The sequence below is a fragment of the Streptomyces sp. NPDC000348 genome (assembly GCF_042898795.1).
Taxonomy (GTDB): Bacteria; Actinomycetota; Actinomycetes; order Streptomycetales; family Streptomycetaceae; genus Streptomyces.
The window spans coordinates 195,841-215,209 of the sequence record NZ_JBIAZD010000014.1 but is presented as its reverse complement, the minus strand read 5'-3'; the positions used below and the strand labels follow the sequence as shown (position 1 = coordinate 215,209).

The 19,369-nt window shown below is 72.3% G+C and carries 17 protein-coding genes, 2 pseudogenes and 1 riboswitch; of the genes and pseudogenes, 18 read left to right on the top strand and 1 reads right to left on the bottom strand.

Annotation, left to right across the window (positions count from 1 at the left end; translation table 11 throughout):
* The 15 genes and pseudogenes from ACFY3N_RS26160 to ACFY3N_RS26090 all read left to right on the top strand — a co-directional run.
* Nucleotides 1–90: pseudogene (locus ACFY3N_RS26160) on the top strand (ABC transporter permease); the annotation flags it as partial.
* Nucleotides 83–859 (top strand): ABC transporter ATP-binding protein, encoded by a 777-nt coding sequence (locus tag ACFY3N_RS26155; protein ID WP_073935016.1) that lies wholly within the window; start codon nt 83–85, stop codon nt 857–859. The pseudogene ACFY3N_RS26160 and the gene ACFY3N_RS26155, both read left to right, overlap by 8 nt.
* A gap of 357 nt (nt 860–1,216) precedes the next feature.
* Nucleotides 1,217–2,128, top strand: a complete 912-nt coding sequence (hpnC, locus tag ACFY3N_RS26150; RefSeq protein WP_390819161.1) for a squalene synthase HpnC — start codon at nt 1,217–1,219, stop codon at nt 2,126–2,128.
* Nucleotides 2,125–3,075 (top strand): presqualene diphosphate synthase HpnD, encoded by a 951-nt coding sequence (gene hpnD / locus ACFY3N_RS26145; protein ID WP_390819160.1) that lies wholly within the window; start codon nt 2,125–2,127, stop codon nt 3,073–3,075. The genes hpnC and hpnD overlap by 4 nt, the downstream gene beginning before the upstream one ends.
* Entirely contained in the window at nt 3,075–3,200 is a 126-nt protein-coding gene (locus ACFY3N_RS26140) for a DUF6380 family protein (protein WP_390819159.1), read from the top strand. Before hpnD ends, ACFY3N_RS26140 begins: the two co-directional genes overlap by 1 nt.
* Complete coding sequence (hpnE, locus tag ACFY3N_RS26135) at nt 3,197–4,624, top strand: hydroxysqualene dehydroxylase HpnE (protein ID WP_390819158.1); 1,428 nt, start codon at nt 3,197–3,199, stop codon at nt 4,622–4,624. The genes ACFY3N_RS26140 and hpnE overlap by 4 nt, the downstream gene beginning before the upstream one ends.
* A gap of 71 nt (nt 4,625–4,695) precedes the next feature.
* Nucleotides 4,696–5,760 carry a polyprenyl synthetase family protein gene (locus tag ACFY3N_RS26130; RefSeq protein ID WP_390819174.1) on the top strand — a complete coding sequence of 355 codons (1,065 nt, stop codon included), beginning with the start codon at nt 4,696–4,698 and terminating at the stop codon, nt 5,758–5,760.
* 117 nt (nt 5,761–5,877) lie between these two features.
* Complete coding sequence (shc, locus tag ACFY3N_RS26125) at nt 5,878–7,917, top strand: squalene--hopene cyclase (RefSeq protein WP_390819157.1); 2,040 nt, start codon at nt 5,878–5,880, stop codon at nt 7,915–7,917.
* Nucleotides 7,917–8,558, top strand: coding sequence for a 1-hydroxy-2-methyl-2-butenyl 4-diphosphate reductase (locus tag ACFY3N_RS26120; protein WP_390819156.1), 642 nt, complete (start codon nt 7,917–7,919; stop codon nt 8,556–8,558). Before shc ends, ACFY3N_RS26120 begins: the two co-directional genes overlap by 1 nt.
* 5 nt (nt 8,559–8,563) lie before the next feature.
* Nucleotides 8,564–9,586: an adenosyl-hopene transferase HpnH gene (gene hpnH / locus ACFY3N_RS26115; protein ID WP_390819155.1), complete on the top strand. Its 1,023-nt coding sequence runs from the start codon at nt 8,564–8,566 to the stop codon at nt 9,584–9,586.
* A 4-nt stretch (nt 9,587–9,590) separates the two neighbouring features.
* Nucleotides 9,591–10,748: a flavodoxin-dependent (E)-4-hydroxy-3-methylbut-2-enyl-diphosphate synthase gene (ispG, locus tag ACFY3N_RS26110; protein WP_390819154.1), complete on the top strand. Its 1,158-nt coding sequence runs from the start codon at nt 9,591–9,593 to the stop codon at nt 10,746–10,748.
* 135 nt (nt 10,749–10,883) lie between these two features.
* A pseudogene (locus ACFY3N_RS26105) lies at nt 10,884–11,540 on the top strand (transketolase C-terminal domain-containing protein); the annotation flags it as partial.
* Nucleotides 11,537–12,940 carry an aspartate aminotransferase family protein gene (locus ACFY3N_RS26100; RefSeq protein ID WP_390819153.1) on the top strand — a complete coding sequence of 468 codons (1,404 nt, stop codon included), beginning with the start codon at nt 11,537–11,539 and terminating at the stop codon, nt 12,938–12,940. The pseudogene ACFY3N_RS26105 and the gene ACFY3N_RS26100, both read left to right, overlap by 4 nt.
* Nucleotides 12,941–13,009: 69 nt before the next feature.
* The gene (locus ACFY3N_RS26095) at nt 13,010–13,633 is read left to right on the top strand and encodes a helix-turn-helix domain-containing protein (protein ID WP_390819152.1); all 624 of its coding nucleotides are present in this window, start codon (nt 13,010–13,012) and stop codon (nt 13,631–13,633) included.
* Entirely contained in the window at nt 13,630–13,758 is a 129-nt protein-coding gene (locus ACFY3N_RS26090) for a DUF6126 family protein (protein ID WP_390819150.1), read from the top strand. Before ACFY3N_RS26095 ends, ACFY3N_RS26090 begins: the two co-directional genes overlap by 4 nt.
* A 9-nt stretch (nt 13,759–13,767) precedes the next feature.
* Here the strand turns inward: ACFY3N_RS26090 and ACFY3N_RS26085 are convergent, their stop codons facing one another.
* Complete coding sequence (locus ACFY3N_RS26085; RefSeq protein WP_390819149.1) at nt 13,768–14,565, bottom strand: tyrosine-protein phosphatase; 798 nt, start codon at nt 14,563–14,565, stop codon at nt 13,768–13,770.
* A gap of 170 nt (nt 14,566–14,735) precedes the next feature.
* Between ACFY3N_RS26085 and ACFY3N_RS26080 the strand changes: the two genes are divergently transcribed.
* From ACFY3N_RS26080 to ACFY3N_RS26070, 3 genes are all read left to right on the top strand, one after another.
* Complete coding sequence (locus ACFY3N_RS26080; protein ID WP_390819148.1) at nt 14,736–16,805, top strand: alpha-galactosidase; 2,070 nt, start codon at nt 14,736–14,738, stop codon at nt 16,803–16,805.
* A 314-nt stretch (nt 16,806–17,119) separates the two neighbouring features.
* A riboswitch (cyclic di-AMP (ydaO/yuaA leader) is annotated at nt 17,120–17,281 on the top strand.
* A gap of 4 nt (nt 17,282–17,285) precedes the next feature.
* Nucleotides 17,286–18,227, top strand: coding sequence for a peptidoglycan DD-metalloendopeptidase family protein (locus ACFY3N_RS26075; RefSeq protein WP_390819147.1), 942 nt, complete (start codon nt 17,286–17,288; stop codon nt 18,225–18,227).
* 204 nt (nt 18,228–18,431) lie between these two features.
* Nucleotides 18,432–19,217, top strand: a complete 786-nt coding sequence (locus ACFY3N_RS26070; protein WP_390819173.1) for an SGNH/GDSL hydrolase family protein — start codon at nt 18,432–18,434, stop codon at nt 19,215–19,217.
* The last annotated feature ends 152 nt before the right edge of the window (nt 19,218–19,369 follow it).

Genomic DNA, 19,369 nt, shown 5'->3' with positions numbered 1-19,369 from the left:
TGGGCGTTCGCGCTGGGCTGGGCCCTGCTGGCCGGCGTGACCGGGTTCGTCTACTTCTGGAAGGCTGAGGAGACATACGGCCGTGGCTGACACCACCGACGAGAAGATCCCCACGGTCATCGCGGACGACCTGCACATCGTCTACCGCGTCAACGGCGCGAAGACCGGCAAGGGCAGCGCCACGGCGGCGCTCAGCCGCATCGTCAAGCGGGGCGAGGAGCGGGGGGTGCGCAAGGTGCACGCCGTAAGGGGCGTGTCCTTCGTCGCCTACCGGGGCGAGGCCATCGGCCTGATCGGCTCCAACGGCTCCGGCAAGTCGACCCTGCTGCGGGCCATCGCCGGACTGCTGCCCGCCGAACGGGGCAAGGTCTACACCGACGGCCAGCCCTCCCTGCTCGGCGTCAACGCCGCCCTGATGAACGACCTGACCGGCGAGCGGAACGTCATATTGGGCGGGCTCGCCATGGGCATGTCCCGCGAGCAGATCAAGGCCCGCTACCAGGAGATCGTCGACTTCTCCGGGATCAACGAGAAGGGCGACTTCATCACCCTGCCGATGCGGACCTACTCCTCCGGCATGGCGGCCCGGCTGCGCTTCTCCATCGCCGCCGCCAAGGACCACGACGTCCTGATGATCGACGAGGCGCTGGCCACCGGTGACCGCAAGTTCCAGAAGCGCTCCGAGGCGCGCATCCGGGAGCTGCGCAAGCAGGCCGGCACGGTGTTCCTGGTCAGCCACAACAACAAGTCGATCCGCGACACCTGCGACCGCGTGCTCTGGCTGGAACGCGGTGAGCTGCGCATGGACGGCCCCACCGACGAGGTGCTCAGGGAGTACGAGAAGTTCACCGGGAAGTAGCGCGGTGCCGCCAAGCCCCGCCGGAACTGTCCGGCGGGGCCCGGCGTCTGCGAAGGAGACGTCAACTCCGGCCGCCGCACGGAATCTTGACGCCGATCGGTGCGTTGTCGTGTTGCGCGCAGCCCCCGCCGTCACGCGCCGCGTTGTACAACGTAAGCTGTACCGGTCCCGAAAGGCGGCAATCAGGGCCATAATGCCCGACGCCATCCAGCGGTGCCGCCGGGCGGAAACCTGGGCGGCGTGTCCGAAATAGTGTGCATTGGGTCAGCAGTGTAGAACGGGAGATGTGACGGCAATGGCTACGGAGACCCCCCGGCTGAACGCAGCGTGCGCCGTCCCCGCCCATGGCAGTCCGCGATGACGCCCGTGGCCGCGGCGCGTGCCGTCGACCCCGAGCGCGCCACCCTCGACAAGGCCGCCGCCGAGAACTTCCCCGTGGCCCCCTTCTTCCTGCCCCGGCCCTGGCGCGACGACCTCATGGCGGTGTACGGGTTCGCCCGTCTGGTCGACGACATCGGTGACGGCGACCTGGCCCCCGGCGGCGCCGACGCCCGCCTCCTCGGGGTGTCCGAGGACGCGGCCGGGGACCGGCTGGTGCTGCTGGACGCCTTCGAGGCGGACCTGCGCCGGGTGTTCGATCCGGCCGGCCCCGAGCCGGGCCACCCGCTGCTGCGCCGGCTCCGGCCGACGGTCCGCCGCCACGACCTGGACCCCGAACCCTTCCTCGGCCTGATCGCCGCCAACCGCCAGGACCAGCTCGTCAAGCGCTACGAGACCTACGACGACCTGCTCGCCTACTGCGAACTGTCGGCCAACCCCGTCGGCCGCCTCGTCCTCGCCGTCACCGGCACCTCGACGCCCGAGCGGATCCGCCGCTCCGACGCGGTCTGCACCGCCCTCCAGATCGTCGAGCACCTCCAGGACGTCGCCGAGGACCTCGGCCGCGACCGCGTCTACCTGCCCGCCACGGACATGAAGCGCTTCCACGTCCAGGAGGCGGACCTCGCCGCGGCCACCGCCGGCGCGTCGGTGCGCGCGCTCGTCGCGTACCAGGCGCAACGCGCCCGGGACCTGCTGGACGAGGGCGCCCCCCTCGTGGGCAGCGTCCACGGCAGGCTCCGGCTGCTGCTCGCGGGCTTCGTGGCGGGAGGAAGGGCGGCCCTCCACGCGATCGCCGCCGCCGAATACGACGTACTTCCCGGCCCGCCCAAGCCCGGCAAGGTCCAGTTGCTGCGCGAGGCGGGCGCGACTCTGCGAGGAAAGGGGTGATCCGGCCCGTGGAGCCGCAACCGCCCGCGTCCGCACCGGTACTCGCCGCCTACAGCTACTGCGAGGCCGTCACCGGACAGCAGGCGCGCAACTTCGCCTACGGCATCCGGCTGCTGCCGACGCCCAAGCGGCGCGCGATGTCGGCGCTGTACGCGTTCTCCCGGCGCGTCGACGACATCGGCGACGGCCCGCTGGCCGGCGACGTCAAGGTGGCCCGGCTGGAGGACACCCGGGCGCTGCTCTCCCGGGTCCGCGACGGCGCGGTCGACGAGGACGACACCGACCCGGTCGCGGTCGCCCTCGCCCACGCCGCCGAGCACTTCCCGATCCCGCTCGGCGGCCTGGACGAACTCATCGACGGCGTCCAGATGGACGTACGCGGCGAGACCTATGAGACCTGGGACGACCTCAAGGTCTACTGCCGCTGTGTCGCGGGTGCCATCGGGCGGCTCTCGCTCGGCGTCTTCGGCACCGAACCGGGCGCGCGCGGTGCCGAACGCGCACCCGAGTACGCCGACACCCTCGGCCTCGCCCTCCAGCTCACCAACATCCTCCGCGACGTCCGCGAGGACGCCGAGGGCGGACGCACCTACCTGCCCGCCGACGACCTCGCCAAGTTCGGCTGCTCGGCCGGGTTCGGCGGGCCGACGCCCCCGGAGGGCTCCGACTTCGCGGGTCTGGTGCACTTCGAGGTGCGCAGGGCCCGCGCCCTCTTCGCCGAGGGCTACCGGCTGCTCCCGATGCTCGACCGGCGCAGCGGCGCCTGCGTCGCCGCCATGGCCGGCATCTACCGCCGGCTCCTGGACCGCATCGAGCGCGACCCCGGGGCGGTCCTGCGCGGCCGGGTCTCCCTGCCCGGACGCGAGAAGGCGTACGTCGCGGTACGCGGACTGTCCGGTCTGGACACCCGGCACGTGAGCCGGCGCACCGTCAGGAGGCGCGCCTGATGGAGACCCCGCACCCCGGCGGAAAACGGCGGGCAACCCTCCGCCGCGACGCCGCGTCCCAGACCGAGACGGCCGGTCTCGCACCGCTCGGGCAGCGCACCGGCCGGACAGGGGAGGGCGCATGAGCCACGGCACGCGCTCCGCGGGGCAGCCCACGGACGAACCCGTTCCGGCAGGACGCCGCGCCGTCGTCGTCGGCGGCGGACTCGCCGGCGTCACCGCCGCGCTCGCCCTCGCGGACGCCGGGGTGGGCGTCACCCTGCTCGAAGGCCGGCCGCGCCTGGGCGGGCTCGCCTTCTCCTTCCGGCGCGGCGACCTGACCGTCGACAACGGCCAGCACGTGTACCTGCGCTGCTGCACCGCCTACCGCTGGTTCCTCGACCGGATCGACGGGGCGGCGCTGGCACCGCTGCAGGACCGCCTCGACGTGCCCGTGCTCGACGTCACGCGCCCCGAGGGGCGGCGGCTCGGCAGGCTGCGGCGCGACGCGCTGCCCGTACCCCTGCACCTGGGGCGCAGCCTCGCCACGTATCCGCATCTGTCGCTCGCCGACCGGGCCGCAGTGGTCCGGGCCGCGCTCGCGCTGAAGGGGCTCGACCTCACCGATCCGGCCCTGGACACCCAGGACTTCGGCAGCTGGCTGGCCGCGCACGGCCAGTCGGCGCGCGCCGTCGAGGCCCTGTGGGACCTGGTCGGGGTCGCCACCCTCAACGCGGTCGCGGGCGAGACGTCCCTGTCGCTGGCCGCGATGGTGTTCAAGACCGGTCTGCTGTCCGACCCCTCGGCGGCCGACATCGGCTGGGCCCGGGTGCCGCTGGGCGACCTGCACGACCGGCTCGCCCGCAAGGCGCTCGACGCCGCGGGCGTGCGCACCGAGGTCCGCGCACGGGTCACCTCCGTCTCCGCGAACGGGACCGGGGGATGGAGCGTCCGGCTTCCCGGCGAGACGGTCCACGCCGACGCGGTCGTCCTCGCCGTACCGCAGCGCGAGGCGTACGACCTGCTGCCCGCGGGCGCGCTCGACGCCCCCGAGCGGCTGCTCGCCCTCGGCACCGCCCCGATCCTCAACGTGCACGTCGTCTACGACCGCAAGGTGCTCGCCCGGCCCTTCTTCGCCGCCCTCGGCACCCCCGTCCAGTGGGTCTTCGACCGCACCGGCGCCTCCGGGCTGAAGCGCGGCCAGTACCTGGCGCTGTCCCAGTCCGTCGCCCGGGACGACATCGACGAGCCGGTCGCCGCGCTGCGCGAGCGGTACCTGCCCGAACTGCGGCGGCTGCTGCCGGGCACCCGCGGCGCCCGGGTCGAGGACTTCTTCGTCACCCGGGAGCGCACCGCCACGTTCGCTCCCGTCCCCGGCGTCGGACGCCTCAGGCCCGGCGCCCGCACCAAGGCACCCGGCCTGTACCTGGCCGGAGCGTGGACCGCCACCGGGTGGCCCGCGACCATGGAGAGTGCGGTCCGCAGCGGCGTCGGCGCGGCGGACGCCGCGCTGAGCGCCCTGGGCCGGCCCCGCCCCCGCCACCTCTTCGCGATCGAGGAGGCGGCCTGATGCTGCAACAGAGCGGCGCGGCAGGTTCCCGCACCCCCGGTACCGCAACAAGAGGAGAGACTGTGCCCACTGTGCCCCCGGCCTCGCAGGCCGCTCGAAGGACCGCGGTGGACGTGTCCGCGCTCCTGGAGCGCGGCCGGACCCTGGCCACGCCGGTACTGCGGGCGGCCGTCGACCGCCTGGCGCCTCCCATGGACACGGTCGCCGCCTACCACTTCGGCTGGATCGACGCCCACGGCCGGCCCGCGGACGGCGACGGCGGCAAGGCCGTGCGCCCCGCCCTCGCCGTGCTGTCCGCCGAGGTCACCGGGGCCGCCCCGGAGACGGGTGTCCCCGGCGCGGTCGCCGTCGAACTGGTCCACAACTTCTCCCTCCTGCACGACGACCTGATGGACGGCGACGAACAGCGCCGGCACCGCGACACCGTCTGGAAGGTGCACGGCCCCGCCCAGGCCATCCTGGTCGGCGACGCCCTGTTCGCCCTGGCCAACGAGGTGCTGCTGGAGCTCGGCACCGTCGAGGCGGGCCGCGCCACCCGCCGGCTGACCGCCGCCAGCCGCGCGCTCATCGACGGCCAGGCCCAGGACATCTCCTACGAGCACCGCGACCGCGTCAGCGTCGAGGAGTGCCTGGAGATGGAGGGCAACAAGACCGGCGCCCTGCTCGCCTGCGCCAGCTCCATCGGCGCGGTGCTCGGCGGCGCGGACGACCGCACCGCCGACGCGCTGGAGGCGTACGGCTACCACCTCGGCCTGGCCTTCCAGGCCGTCGACGACCTCCTCGGCATCTGGGGCGACCCGGAGGCCACCGGCAAGCAGACCTGGAGCGACCTGCGCCAGCGCAAGAAGTCCCTCCCGGTCGTGGCCGCGCTCGCGGCGGGCGGCCCCGCCTCCGAGCGGCTCGGCGAGATCCTCGCCGCCGACGCCAAGAGCAGCGACTTCGCGAACTTCTCCGAGGAGGAGTTCGCGGCCCGTGCCGCCCTCATCGAGGAGGCCGGCGGCCGCGACTGGACCGCCGAAGAGGCACGCCGTCAGCACACCGTCGCCATCGAGGCCCTGCACGCCGTGAACATGCCCGACCCGGTACGGGAACGGTTCACGGCGCTCGCGGACTTCGTCGTCGTACGAAAGAGATGATCACTATCGGTCGAATAGCCCTCGCGTAGTCGCCGGCCGGTGTTGCGGGGAGAACGGCACCGGCCGACGGCGGACCCACAGCAGACACCACTCGCAGGACTGCACGAAGGGGAAGCCATGACAGCGACGACCGACGGAAGCACTGGGGCGGCCCTGCCGCCCGCGGTGACCGCGGCCAGCGAAAACGACACCGACATCCCCGGGGCGGCCGGGGTTCCCGACATCGCCGCCCGCGCCATGCGGCGCGCCACCGACTTCCTGCTGTCCCGGCAGGACGACCAGGGCTGGTGGAAGGGCGACCTCGAGACCAACGTCACGATGGACGCCGAGGACCTGCTGCTGCGTCAGTTCCTCGGCATCCGCGACGAGGACACCACCCGCGCCGCCGCCCTGTTCGTCCGCGGCGAGCAGCGCGAGGACGGCACCTGGGCCACCTTCCACGGCGGACCCGGCGACCTCTCCGCCACCATCGAGGCGTACGTCGCCCTGCGGCTGGCCGACGACCCGCCCGACGCCCCGCACATGGCGAAGGCCTCGGCCTGGATCCGCGAGCGCGGCGGCATCGCCGCCTCCAGGGTCTTCACCCGGATCTGGCTGGCCCTGTTCGGCTGGTGGAAGTGGGAGGACCTGCCCGAACTCCCGCCCGAACTGATCTGGTTCCCGTCCTGGGTGCCGCTCAACATCTACGACTTCGGCTGCTGGGCCCGGCAGACCATCGTGCCGCTGACCATCGTCTCCGCCAAGCGGCCGGTGCGTCCCGCCCCGTTCCCGCTGGACGAGCTGCACACCGACCCGCACCGCCCCAACCCTCCCCGGCCGCTCGCACCGCCGACCAGCTGGGACGGCGTCTTCCAGCGGCTGGACAAGGCCCTGCACGCGCTGCGCGGGGCCGTCCCGAGCCGGCTGCGCCGGGCGGCCATGAACACCGCCGCCCGCTGGATCGTCGAACGGCAGGAGAACGACGGCTGCTGGGGCGGCATCCAGCCCCCGGCGGTGTACTCCGTCATCGCGCTGCACCTGCTCGGATACGACCTGAACCATCCGGTGATGCGCGCGGGCCTGGAGTCGCTGGACCGGTTCGCCGTGTGGCGCGAGGACGGGGCCCGGATGATCGAGGCCTGCCAGTCCCCGGTGTGGGACACCTGCCTCGCCACCATCGCGCTGGCCGACGCGGGTCTGCCCCCCGACCATCCGCAACTGGTCAAGGCCGCCGACTGGATGCTCGGCGAGCAGATCGTGCGGCCCGGCGACTGGTCCGTGCGCCGGCCCCACCTGCCGCCCGGCGGCTGGGCGTTCGAGTTCCACAACGACAACTACCCCGACATCGACGACACCGCCGAGGTGGTCCTCGCGCTGCGCCGGGTCAAGCACCACGACCCCGAGCGGCTGGACAACGCCGTCGGGCGCGGGGTGCGCTGGAACCTCGGCATGCAGTCGAGGAACGGCGCCTGGGGCGCGTTCGACGTCGACAACACCAGCCCGTTCCCCAACCGGCTGCCGTTCTGCGACTTCGGCGAGGTCATCGACCCGCCGTCGGCCGACGTCACCGCGCACGTCGTGGAGATGCTCGCCGTCGAGGGCCTCGCCCACGACCCGCGCACCCGGCGCGGCATCCAGTGGCTGCTCGCCGAACAGGAGCCGGACGGTTCCTGGTTCGGACGCTGGGGCGTCAACTACCTGTACGGCACCGGCTCCGTCGTCCCCGCGCTGACCGCGGCCGGGTTCCCCGGCTCGCACCCGGCGATCCGGCGGGCCGTGGCCTGGCTGGAGTCGGTGCAGAACGACGACGGCGGCTGGGGCGAGGATCTGCGCTCCTACCGCCACGTCCGGGAATGGGCCGGCCGCGGCGCCTCCACCGCCTCACAGACCGCCTGGGCGCTCATGGCCCTGCTGGCGGCGGGTGAGCGGGACTCCAAGGCCGTCGAACGCGGCATCGAGTGGCTGGCGGCCACCCAGCGCGAGGACGGTTCCTGGGACGAGCCGTACTTCACCGGCACCGGCTTCCCCTGGGACTTCTCCATCAACTATCACCTCTACCGGCAGGTCTTCCCGCTCACCGCGCTCGGCCGGTACGTGCACGGGGAGCCCTTCGCCAAGAGACCGGCACCGGCCCGGGCCGGCGCCGGGCAGTCCCTCGCCGAGGCGAGGGGAAGCTGATGAGTCCCCGGCCCGCCCCGGCCCCGCTGCTGATCGCCTGCGCGCTCGGCATCGAGCGGTTCGCCCTGCGCAGGCGCGAGCGCGGCACCCCGGGCGGGCCGGTCACCGTCCTGCGCACGGGTATGGGCCCGGCGGCGGCCGAGCGCTCCGTCACCCGGGTGCTCGCCGACCCGGCCCTGCGCGACGCGGCCGTCCTGGCCACGGGCTTCTGCGCGGGCCTGGCCCCCGGGATGCACCCCGGCGACCTGGTCGTCGCCGAGGAGACCCGGGACCCGCGCGGCAGCGTCCCGTGCGTGGGGACCGAACTGCTGGTGAAGGAGCTGGTGCGCACGGTGCCCGGGCGCACCGTCCACACCGGGCCGCTCACCGGATCCGACCACGTCGTCCGCGGTCACGAACGGTCCGGTCTGCTCGCGACCGGCGCGATCGCCGTCGACATGGAATCCGCCGCCACGCTCCTGAGCGCCGTCCGGGTGGGCGGGCGCCCGGTTGCGGCCGTCCGGGTGGTCGTGGACGCTCCTGAACACGAACTCGTCCGCATCGGCACGGTCCGCGGTGGAATATCGGCTTTCCGTGTCCTCAGTTCCGTACTCCCGGCTTTCCAAGAATGGCACCGTTCCTTGCTGCTCCCCAGGAGGTGAGCCAGATGGCCATGCCGCTGCGTCAGTCCATCAAGGTCGCTACATACTTGGCCGAACAGAAGCTCCGCGGGCGGGACAAGTTTCCGCTGATCGTCGAATTGGAACCGCTCTTCGCCTGCAATCTCAAGTGCGAGGGGTGCGGCAAGATCCAGCACCCGGCCGGGGTGCTCAAGCAGCGGATGCCCGTCGCCCAGGCCGTGGGCGCGGTACTGGAGTCCGGGGCGCCCATGGTGTCGATCGCCGGCGGCGAACCCCTGATGCACCCGCAGATCGACGAGATCGCGCGCCAGCTGGTGGCCAGGCGCAAGTACGTCTTCCTGTGCACCAACGCCATGCTGCTGCGCAAGAAGATGGACAGGTTCACTCCTTCGCCCTACTTCGCGTTCGCCGTGCACATCGACGGGCTGCGCGAGCGCCACGACGAGTCGGTGGCGAAGGAGGGCGTGTTCGACGAGGCCGTGGCGGCCATCAAGGAGGCCAAGCGGCGCGGCTTCCGGGTCACCACCAACTCGACCTTCTTCAACACCGACACCCCGCAGACCGTCGTCGAGGTGCTCGACTACCTCAACGACGACCTCGAGGTCGACGAGATGATGATCTCGCCCGCCTACGCCTACGAGAAGGCCCCCGACCAGGAGCACTTCCTGGGCGTGGAGCAGACCCGGGAGCTGTTCAGGAAGGCCTTCGCGGGCGGCAACCGGCGCCGCTGGCGGCTGAACCACTCCCCGCTGTTCCTGGACTTCCTCGAGGGCAGGGTCGACTTCCCGTGCACCGCGTGGGCGATCCCGAACTACTCCCTCTTCGGCTGGCAGCGCCCCTGCTACCTGATGAGCGACGGCTATGTGCCGACGTACCGGGAGCTCATCGAGGACACCGACTGGGACCGGTACGGCCGCGGCAAGGACCCGCGCTGCGCCAACTGCATGGCGCACTGCGGATACGAGCCCACCGCCGTCCTCGCCACCATGGGCTCCCTGAAGGAGTCGCTGCGTGCCCTGCGCGAGACGGTCTCCGGAAACCGGGAGTGAGGCCATGACCGCCGTCCCGCTCGGGATGCCCCAGGTGCCGCTGCCGCCGCTCGCCGAGCGCCGGAGGAGCCGGCGGATCCAGGTCGGGTCGGTGGCGGTGGGCGGGGACGCCCCGGTGTCCGTGCAGTCGATGACGACCACGCGCACGTCCGACATCGGCGCCACCCTCCAGCAGATCGCCGAGCTCACCGCCTCCGGCTGCCAGATCGTCCGGGTGGCCTGCCCCACCCAGGACGACGCGGACGCGCTGGCGACCATCGCCCGCAAGTCGCAGATCCCGGTGATCGCCGACATCCACTTCCAGCCCAAGTACGTCTTCGCCGCGATCGAGGCGGGCTGCGCGGCGGTGCGGGTGAACCCCGGCAACATCAAGCAGTTCGATGACAAGGTCAAGGAGATCGCCCGGGCGGCCAGGGACCACGGCACCCCGATCCGCATCGGCGTCAACGCCGGCTCGCTGGACCGGCGCCTGCTCCAGAAGTACGGCAGGGCCACCCCCGAGGCGCTGGCCGAGTCCGCCCTGTGGGAGGCGTCCCTCTTCGAGGAGCACGACTTCCGCGACATCAAGATCTCCGTCAAGCACAACGACCCCGTGATCATGGTCGAGGCCTACCGCCAGCTCGCCGCCCAGTGCGACTACCCCCTCCACCTCGGCGTCACCGAGGCCGGGCCCGCCTTCCAGGGCACCATCAAGTCGGCCGTCGCCTTCGGCGCGCTGCTCTCCCAGGGCATCGGCGACACCATCCGCGTCTCGCTGTCCGCCCCGCCGGTGGAGGAGGTCAAGGTCGGCATCCAGATCCTGGAGTCGCTGAACCTGCGCCAGCGCGGACTGGAGATCGTCTCCTGCCCGTCCTGCGGACGCGCCCAGGTCGACGTCTACAAGCTCGCCGAGGAGGTCACCGCCGGGCTGGAGGGCATGGAGGTGCCGCTGCGCGTCGCCGTCATGGGCTGCGTCGTCAACGGCCCCGGCGAGGCCCGCGAGGCCGACCTGGGCGTGGCCTCGGGCAACGGCAAGGGGCAGATCTTCGTGAAGGGCGAGGTCATCAAGACCGTGCCCGAGTCGAAGATCGTGGAGACGCTGATCGAGGAGGCGATGAAGATCGCCGAGGAGATGGAGAAGGACGGCATCGCGTCGGGGGAGCCGGCCGTCACCGTGAGCTGAACAGCACGGAACTGCGAAGGGGGCCCGAGCGTGACGATCCTGGAGAGCATCCGGCAACCACACGACCTGAAGGCGCTGTCCGAGGCGGAACTCGGCGAACTGTCCGACGGGATAAGGGAGTTCCTGGCGCACGCGGTCGCCGGGACCGACGGTCCCTCGCACCACGGCATGGGGGACCTGTCCGTCCTCCAGGTCGTCCCCGGCCTGCGCATCGCCGCGCCCCGCGACGCCGGCCGGCTCCGCGCCCGGCTGCGCGAGGCGGTCGCCGTCGACGACGCTCCCACCCTCCTGAGGTTCCCGAAGGAGTCCGTGGGCCCGGCGATCCCCGCGCCGGACCGCGTCGGCGGCATGGACGTGCTCCACCGGGCGGACGCCCCCGAGGTGCTCCTCGTGGCCGTCGGCGTCATGGCGCCCGTCTGCCCGAAGGCCGCCGAACCGCTCGAAGCGCGCGGCACCGGGTGCACCGTGGTCGACCCGCGCCGGGTCGAGCCCGTCGACGCGGTCCTGCCCCGGCCGGCCGCCGGGCACCGTACGGTGGCCGTCGTCGAGGACAACAGCCGTGCGGCCGGGGTCGGTTCGGCGGTGGCGCCGGCGCCGGGCGACGCCGGGGTCGACGTGCCCGTGCGGCGGTTCGGCATTCCCGAGCAGTTCCTCGCCCACGCCGGACGCGGTGAGGTGCGCGCCGACATCGGCCTCACGCCCGTCGAGGTCGCCGGACGGATCAGCGCGGGCCTCACCGCCGGCGAAGAGCCCGCGGAACAGTCCCCGGACCCACAGGAGCCCCAGGCATGACCATCGCGGAGTCGTCGCAGACCGGGGAGTTCGACCTCGGCGCGCTGCTGGCCGAGCGCGGAGCCGAGCGCTACGAGCTGCACACCCGGTACCTCAACCACCAGCTCCCGCGCATGCTGCGCACCATCGGCTTCGACAAGGTCTACGAGCGTGCCGAGGGCGCCCACTTCTGGGACGCCGACGGCAACGACCACCTGGACATGCTCGCCGGATTCGGGGTGATGGGCCTGGGCCGCCACCACCCCGTGGTCCGCAAGGCGCTGCACGACGTCCTGGACGCCTCCCTCGCCGACCTCACCCGCTTCGACTGCCAGCCGCTGCCCGGCCTGCTGGCCGAGAGGCTGCTCGCGCACAGCCCCCACCTGGACCGGGTCTTCTTCGGCAACAGCGGCACGGAGGCGGTCGAGGGGGCTCTGAAGTTCGCCCGGTACGCGACCGGCAGACCGCGCGTCCTGTACTGCGAGCACGCCTTCCACGGCCTGACCACCGGCTCGCTCTCCGTCAACGGCGAGTCCGGCTTCCGGGACGGCTTCGCCCCGCTGCTGCCCGACACGGCCGTACCGCTCGGCGACCTCGACGCGCTGGAGCGGGAGCTGCGCGAGGGGGACGTGGCCGCCCTGATCGTGGAGCCGATCCAGGGCAAGGGCGTGTACGAGGCACCGCCCGGCTATCTGCGGGCCGCGCAGGAGCTGCTGCACCGGCACAAGGCGCTGCTGATCGCCGACGAGGTGCAGACCGGGCTGGGCCGGACCGGCGACTTCTACGCCTACCAGCACGAGGCGGGGGTCGAACCGGACCTGGTGTGCGTGGCCAAGGCGCTCTCCGGCGGCTACGTGCCGGTGGGCGCCACCCTCGGCAAGGACTGGATCTTCAAGAAGGTCTACTCGTCGATGGACCGGGTGCTGGTCCACTCGGCCAGCTTCGGCACCAACGCCCAGGCGATGGCGGCGGGTCTCGCGGTGCTGTCGGTCATGGAGAACGAGCGGATCGTCGACCGTGTCCGGAGCACCGGCGAGCTGCTGCGGACCCGGCTGGCCGCACTGACCGAGAAGTACGAACTGCTCGCCGAGGTCCGCGGCCGGGGCCTGATGATCGGCATCGAGTTCGGCCGGCCCCGGTCGCTGAAGCTGCGCTCGCGCTGGGCCGTGCTCCAGGCCGCCCGCAGGGGACTCTTCGCGCAGATGGTGGTCGTGCCGCTGCTGCACCGGCACCGCATCCTCACCCAGGTCTCCGGCGATCACCTGGAGGTGATCAAACTGATCCCGCCGCTGATCATCGACGAGCGGGACGTGCACCGGTTCGTGGACGCCTTCACCGCGGTGATGGACGACGCGCACGACGGCGGTCTGGTGTGGGAGTTCGGCAGGACGCTGGTGAAGCAGGCCGTCGCCCACCGCTGATCCCCGCACGGGGTTTGCCTCAGAGGCAAGGAAATTGCCCGTGGGGCAAATCCGGGGCTCAATGGAGGCATGAGCTCCTCCGAGGCCGGTCCGCCGGCCGAACCGGCCGGCGCGCTCCCCGCGGTCGCGCCGCAGTTGCGCGCCCTGCGGCGACGGGCCTCCCTCACCCTGGAGGCCGCCGCCCGGGACGCGAGTCTGTCGCCCGCCCATCTCTCCCGGCTGGAGACCGGACAGCGCCAGCCCTCGCTGCCGATGCTGCTCTCCCTCGCCCGCGTCTACGGTACGACGGTCTCCGAGCTGCTCGGTGAGTCGGCCGCCGGCCGGGACGCCGTGGTGCGCGCCGCCGACATGGAGTCCACGGCGGCGGGCGGCTGGACGTACTGGCAGGCCGGTGCCGCCGGGCGCGGCATGCAGGCCCTGCGGGTCCAGGTGCCCCACGGCTCCCAGGGCGACATCGTGCGCGTCCACCCCGGCGAGGAGTGGCTGTACGTCCTCAGGGGGCGGCTGCGGCTGCGCCTCGGGGACACCCTGCACCGGCTCGCCCCGGGGGACAGCGCCCACTTCGACTCGCTGACCCCGCACCGTATCGCCGCTTTTGACCCCGACGGGGTCGAGCTGCTGTTCGTCCACACCCTGCTGCAGAGTCCCACGGCCGCGCTGTGCCTGGGCCCGACCCACGGAGACGCACCATGACCGGCAAGAACATGGAGGAGAAGTTCCCCCGCGCCCTCTGGGTGAGGCTGTTCATCTACGTCGTGGTGGGGCACCTCTTCGCGGCCTTCCTCTACTTCCTGTTCGAGGTGGGCGCCAAGAAGTAGGCCCGCGGCTCAGTCGAGCAGGCGCTCGCGCAGCCGCTCCCGGTGCTCGGGAGTGAGCCCGAGCGCCTGCTCCAGATACGGCTCCACGCCGCCCCAGGTCTCCTCGACGGTCTCGAAGGCGGCCGACAGGTACTCCGCGCGCGCGTCGAACAGCGGGCTGAGCAGCTCCATGACCTCGGGGGAGTAGGCCGAGGCGGAGCTGCTGCTGCGGTGCACCTTGTAGCGGCGGTGCCTGGCGTTGGACTTCAGGTAGTCGTCGAGGATCGCGTCGCGCTCGACGCCCACCGCGAGCAGCGTCACCGCCACCGACAGCCCCGCGCGGTCCTTGCCCGCCGCGCAGTGCATCAGCACGGGGACGCTGTCCTCGGCGAGCGAGCGCAGGACCCGGGAGTGCTCGGTGGTGCGCTCCTTGATGATCAGCCGGTAGGAGCTGATCATCCGGTCCGCGCCCTTGCCGTCCGCGAGGATCGAGCGCAGCTGCTCCAGATCGCCGTCGCGGACCATCCTCCAGAACTCGGCGCCGTCCGCCGGGTCGCTGAGCGGCAGGTTCACATTGCGCACGCCCGGCAGCGCGACGTCCGGCCCCTCCAGCCTCTGGTCGGCGGCGTTGCGGAAGTCGAAGACCGTGTGCAGCCCGAGCGAGGACAGGAAGGCGGCGTCCTCGGCGGTCGCGTGGGCGAGATGACCGCTGCGGAACAGCACCCCGTGCCGCACCCGCCGGCCGTCGACGGTCGGCAGCCCGCCCACGTCGCGGAAGTTGCGTACTCCGGCCAGCTCGGGTTCGGTCGACGGCACCTGCTGCGTCACGAAGGACTCCTCCCACTCGGCGCCGCCGGCGGGGCTCGTCGACGGACGTCACTCGACGATACGACATGCCTGCCTGGGACAATGAGTTCTCCGCAGGCATTGCCCGGCCGCCCCGCAACCCCGATGATGTTGGTGTCTGATCGCATCTGTTCGGGTATGTTGGAGGTTCGGTGACGCAGGTCTCCCACGACGGTCGTACGTGGCTTCTCTCGGGGCCGGCCAGCAGTTACGCGCTCCATGTCACGGACCGCGACGAGCTGGTGCATCTGCACTGGGGCCCGCGGATCGCCCTCGCCGACGCGGAGGCCCTCGCCGCGCGCCCGCTGCCGGACCACTGGCCGTTCGAGTCCCGCCTGGACGGGCGCGAGGAGTACCCGGTCGAGGGCGGCCCCCGCTTCGTCCGGCCCGCCCTGTCGGTACGCACCGCGCAGCGACGCGGCACCGAGTGGACCTTCGACGGCCACGAGACGGACGACGGCGAACTCCGCCTCCGCTTCCGCGACGGCGGACTGGCCGTGACCCTGCACTACCGGATGCGCGACGACGTGGTCGAACGCTGGGTGACCCTGCACAACCGGGGACCCGCGGCCGAGCTCCTGCGCGCCGACTCCGCCACCTGGACCCTGCCCGAGCGCGAGCACTGGCGGCTCTCCCAGCTGCACGGCCGCTGGGCCGCCGAGTCCCGGCTGACCCGCGCCCCGCTCACCTACGGCGAGAAGGTCATCGGCAGCCGCCGCGGCCACACCGGACACCAGCACCTGCCCTGGGTCGCGCTCGACACCGACGCGACCGAGGAGCGCGGCGAGGTCTACGGCTGCGCCCTCGGCTGGTCCGGTTCCTGGCGCATCTCCGTCGCCCAGCTCCCCGACGCGCGCGTGCAGGTCACCGGCGGCGCGGGACACGACGACTCCGGCCTGCTGATGCTGGGCACGGAGGAGACGTACGTCACGCCGGTCTTCGCCGGTCTGTGGAGCGACGGCGGCTTCGGCGGCGCCAGCCGCGCCTGGCACGCCTACCAGCGGACGCACGTCGTCCCGGACGCGGACCGGGACCGGCCCGTGCTGTTCAACTCGTGGGAGGCCACCGGCTTCGACATCTCGGAGGAGCAGCAGCGGGCGCTCGCGGCGCGGGCCGCCGCGATGGGCGTCGAACTGTTCGTGGTCGACGACGGCTGGTTCGGTGCGCGGACGAGCGACCGGGCCGGGCTCGGCGACTGGACGCCCAACCCCGACCGCTTCCCCGGCGGCCTGAAGCCCCTCGCCGAGCACGTGCGCGGGCTCGGGATGCGGTTCGGCATCTGGGTCGAGCCCGAGATGGTCAACCCGGACAGCGACCTCTACCGCGCGCACCCCGACTGGGTGCAGTTCCAGCCGGGCCGCCGGCGGACGGAGTTCCGCAACCAGCTCGTGCTCAACCTCGCGCGCGACGACGTCCGGGAGTACCTCTGGGAGCGGCTGGACGAACTGCTCTCCGGCACCCCCGTCGACTACGTGAAATGGGACTTCAACCGCTGCTTCAGCGACGTCGGCTGGCCGGACGACCCGTACCCGCAGCGGCTGTGGACCGACCACGTGCGGGGTCTGTACGCCCTGCTGGACCGGCTGCGGGCGGCGCACCCGGGCGTGGCCTTCGAGTCCTGCTCGGGCGGCGGCGGGCGGATCGACCTGGGTGTCCTCTCCCGCACCGACCAGGTGTGGACCTCGGACAACACCGACCCGCTCGACCGGCTCGCCATCCAGCACGGCTTCAGCCAGCTCCACCCCGCCCGGGTGATGGCCGCCTGGGTCACCGACAGCCCGAACGCGATGCTCAACGGACGGGTCAGTTCGCTGCGCTTCCGGTTCGTCAGCGCCATGGCCGGGGTGCTCGGCGTCGGCGGCGACCTCACGCGGTGGACCGAGGAGGAGCTCGCCGAGGCGCGGGAGTGGGTCGCGCTCTACAAGGAGATCCGGCCCGTCGTCCAGCGCGGCGACCTGTACCGGCTGCGCCCCCCGGAGGGCGGGCTGAGCGCGGTGCAGTACGTCCTCGGCGACGAGACCGTCGTCCTCGCCTGCCTCCAGGCGCAGCACCACGGAGAGCCCGTCCCGGCCCTCCGGCTGCGCGGTCTCGACCCGGATGCGTCGTACGAATGCCGCGAAACCGGCGAAACGCACCGAGGTGCCCTCTTGCTGCACCACGGTCTGCACACCGGTCTGCGGGGAGACCTGGACGCCGCGGTGGTGCGGTTGCGACGCCTGTGATGTAACCATTCGGGCGTTCTGTCCGATTGAGCGGATTCGGCATAACCTGCCCCGAAAGGAAGGGAGATGGGGGAGGGGTGCGTGAGCATCGTCATATCCGTGACGATGCGTTGTCGCCATGCTCACGTAATTCCGTGACACGGCAAGGGAATTCACGGCGGAAAGGGAATCCGGGCTGACGCTCGGTGACGTCATTTCCTCCTGTGGATCACGGGAAAACGCGTGGGCGGCGAACCTCGCGCTTGTCCCGTCGCGTCCGGGTCGCTTACGTTCACCACCGATCCGGACGGACGCCCAATCCTGCCGCCGCCCGGAGCCCGCACACACTGACCCGTGTACGGCAGGAGCGGGGGACCCACAGGTACGACCGCCTGTTCCGGTTCCCGGAACGGCTTGGGGTTAAGCCGCGCGACAGCGCGGCCGGGCATCTCCAGCCCGCACCCGACAGCTCACCTCGTAGGCGCCGGAGAGGAATTCGTCATGCCCGCAAAGGGTAAGCACCGCCGTACCAAGGCCCAGCGCCTCACCCGCTCCATCGCCGTCGCCGGAACCGGCGGCGCCGCACTCGCCCTGCCGCTCCTCGGCGCCACCGGCGCGCACGCCGCCACGCCGCAGACCGCCCCCGAAAAGGCCGTCCAGTCCCTTTCCGTCGCCGGCCAGAAGACCGGCGCCGAAAAGGGCGGCGAGTCCCGCACGTACACGGTGAGGGCCGGCGACTACCTCGCGAAGATCGCCGAGACGCAGAACGTCGACGGCGGCTGGAAGAAGCTCTACACGGACAACCGCGAGGCCATCGGCGACAACCCGTCGCTCATCCACCCCGGTCTGGAGCTCTCCGTGGACGGCGGGGCCGCCACGAGCGCGCCGCAGCAGCCGTCCTCCGCCAAGGCCCCGCAGGCCTCGGAGCAGAAGGCCGAGCAGCCCGCCGAGAAGCCGGCCGAGCAGCCCGCCGAGCAGTCCTCCCCGGACGCCCCCGCCCGGAACGCGAGCGCCGACCAGGCCGCGAGCACCTCCGGTTACAGCTCCCCGGTGCCCGGCGCCGGGCTCGGCACCGCCTACAAGGTGGCCGGCAGCATGTGGTCCAGCGGCTACCACACCGGCGTCGACTTCGCCGTCCCGACCGGCACCTCCCTGAAGGCCGTCGGCGCGGGCACCGTCGTCTCCGCGGGCTGGGCCGGCGCGTACGGCAACCAGGTCGTCATCAAGCTCGAGGACGGCCACTACGCCCAGTACGCCCACCTGTCCTCGCTCTCCGTCTCGGCCGGCCAGACCGTGACCGGCGGCCAGCAGGTCGGCCTCTCCGGCTCCACCGGCAACTCGACCGGCCCGCACCTGCACTTCGAGATCCGCACCACCCCGGACTACGGCTCGGACGTGGACCCGGTCGCCTACCTCGCCTCGAAGGGCGTCTCCGTCGGCTGACCCCCGCGGCGGCCTTCCTGACCCGCGCGCCGGAGGCCGGCCCCGACTCCCGGGGCCGGCCTCCGGCGTATTCCGGAATTGGCCAACATTTTGAGAGTGTCTTATCTCACCGCCCGTCAACCCTTCCTTACGGTCGCGTAGGTCACATTCGAAGGTGAATCATGAGCGGTTGTGGCAGACGATTCGAAGAGTGACAGCAGAGCAGTGATCGGGTCGTACGTGGCGGTGGGGGACAGCTTCACCGAGGGCGTCGGCGACCCCGGCCCCGACGGGGCGTTCGTCGGCTGGGCCGACCGGTTCGCCGTGCTCCTCGCGGACCTGCGGCCCGAAGGCGACTTCGAGTACACCAATCTCGCCGTGCGCGGAAAGCTGCTGGACCAGATCGTGGCGGACCAGCTGCCGAGGGCGGTCGAACTCGCCCCCGACCTGGTCTCGTTCTGCGCGGGCGGCAACGACATCCTCCGCCCGGGCAGCGACCCGGACGAGGTGGCCGAGCGGTTCGAGCGGGCGGTCGCCGCGCTGGCGGCCGTGTGCGGCACGGTGATGGTGACGACCGGGTTCGACACCCGCGGCGTGCCCCTGCTGAAGCATCTGCGCGGCAAGATCGCGACGTACAACGGGCACGTGCGGGCCGTCGCCGACCGCTACGGCTGCCCGGTGCTCGACCTGTGGTCCCTCAGGAGCGTCCAGGACCGCAGGGCCTGGGACGCCGACCGGCTGCACCTGTCGCCGGAGGGGCACACCCGCGTCGCGCTCCGCGCCGGGCAGGCCCTCGGCCTGGACACCCCCGCCGATCCCGAACAGCCCTGGCCGCCCCTTCCGCCCCGCGGCACCTTCGACGTCCGGCGGGACGACGTCCAGTGGGCCCGTGAGTACCTGGTGCCGTGGATCGGCCGCAGGCTGCGCGGGGAGTCGTCGGGCGACCACGTGATCGCCAAGGGGACGCTGTCGCCGGACGACATCAAGGTACGGATCGCCGCGGTGGCGTGAGAGCCGCTCCGCCCGGCACCGCGGTGCCGGGCACGGCCGCACATAATGAAATGTCTGACCCACTCCACCTGGAGGTACCGTGGCCGGTTCCCCTTCCCAGAGCTCCGGGCCGCGCGCCCTGCGGCCCGTGGCCTTCGGCGCGGACCCGAGTG

Coding starts and splice junctions, on each gene's coding strand:
- hpnC (WP_390819161.1), top strand. CDS start 1,217: ATGACGCCCGTGGCCGCGGCGCGTGCCGTCGACCCCGAGCGCGCCACC.
- ACFY3N_RS26140 (WP_390819159.1), top strand. CDS start 3,075: ATGGAGACCCCGCACCCCGGCGGAAAACGGCGGGCAACCCTCCGCCGC.
- hpnE (WP_390819158.1), top strand. CDS start 3,197: ATGAGCCACGGCACGCGCTCCGCGGGGCAGCCCACGGACGAACCCGTT.
- shc (WP_390819157.1), top strand. CDS start 5,878: ATGACAGCGACGACCGACGGAAGCACTGGGGCGGCCCTGCCGCCCGCG.
- ACFY3N_RS26120 (WP_390819156.1), top strand. CDS start 7,917: ATGAGTCCCCGGCCCGCCCCGGCCCCGCTGCTGATCGCCTGCGCGCTC.
- hpnH (WP_390819155.1), top strand. CDS start 8,564: ATGGCCATGCCGCTGCGTCAGTCCATCAAGGTCGCTACATACTTGGCC.
- ispG (WP_390819154.1), top strand. CDS start 9,591: ATGACCGCCGTCCCGCTCGGGATGCCCCAGGTGCCGCTGCCGCCGCTC.
- ACFY3N_RS26100 (WP_390819153.1), top strand. CDS start 11,537: ATGACCATCGCGGAGTCGTCGCAGACCGGGGAGTTCGACCTCGGCGCG.
- ACFY3N_RS26095 (WP_390819152.1), top strand. CDS start 13,010: ATGAGCTCCTCCGAGGCCGGTCCGCCGGCCGAACCGGCCGGCGCGCTC.
- ACFY3N_RS26090 (WP_390819150.1), top strand. CDS start 13,630: ATGACCGGCAAGAACATGGAGGAGAAGTTCCCCCGCGCCCTCTGGGTG.
- ACFY3N_RS26075 (WP_390819147.1), top strand. CDS start 17,286: ATGCCCGCAAAGGGTAAGCACCGCCGTACCAAGGCCCAGCGCCTCACC.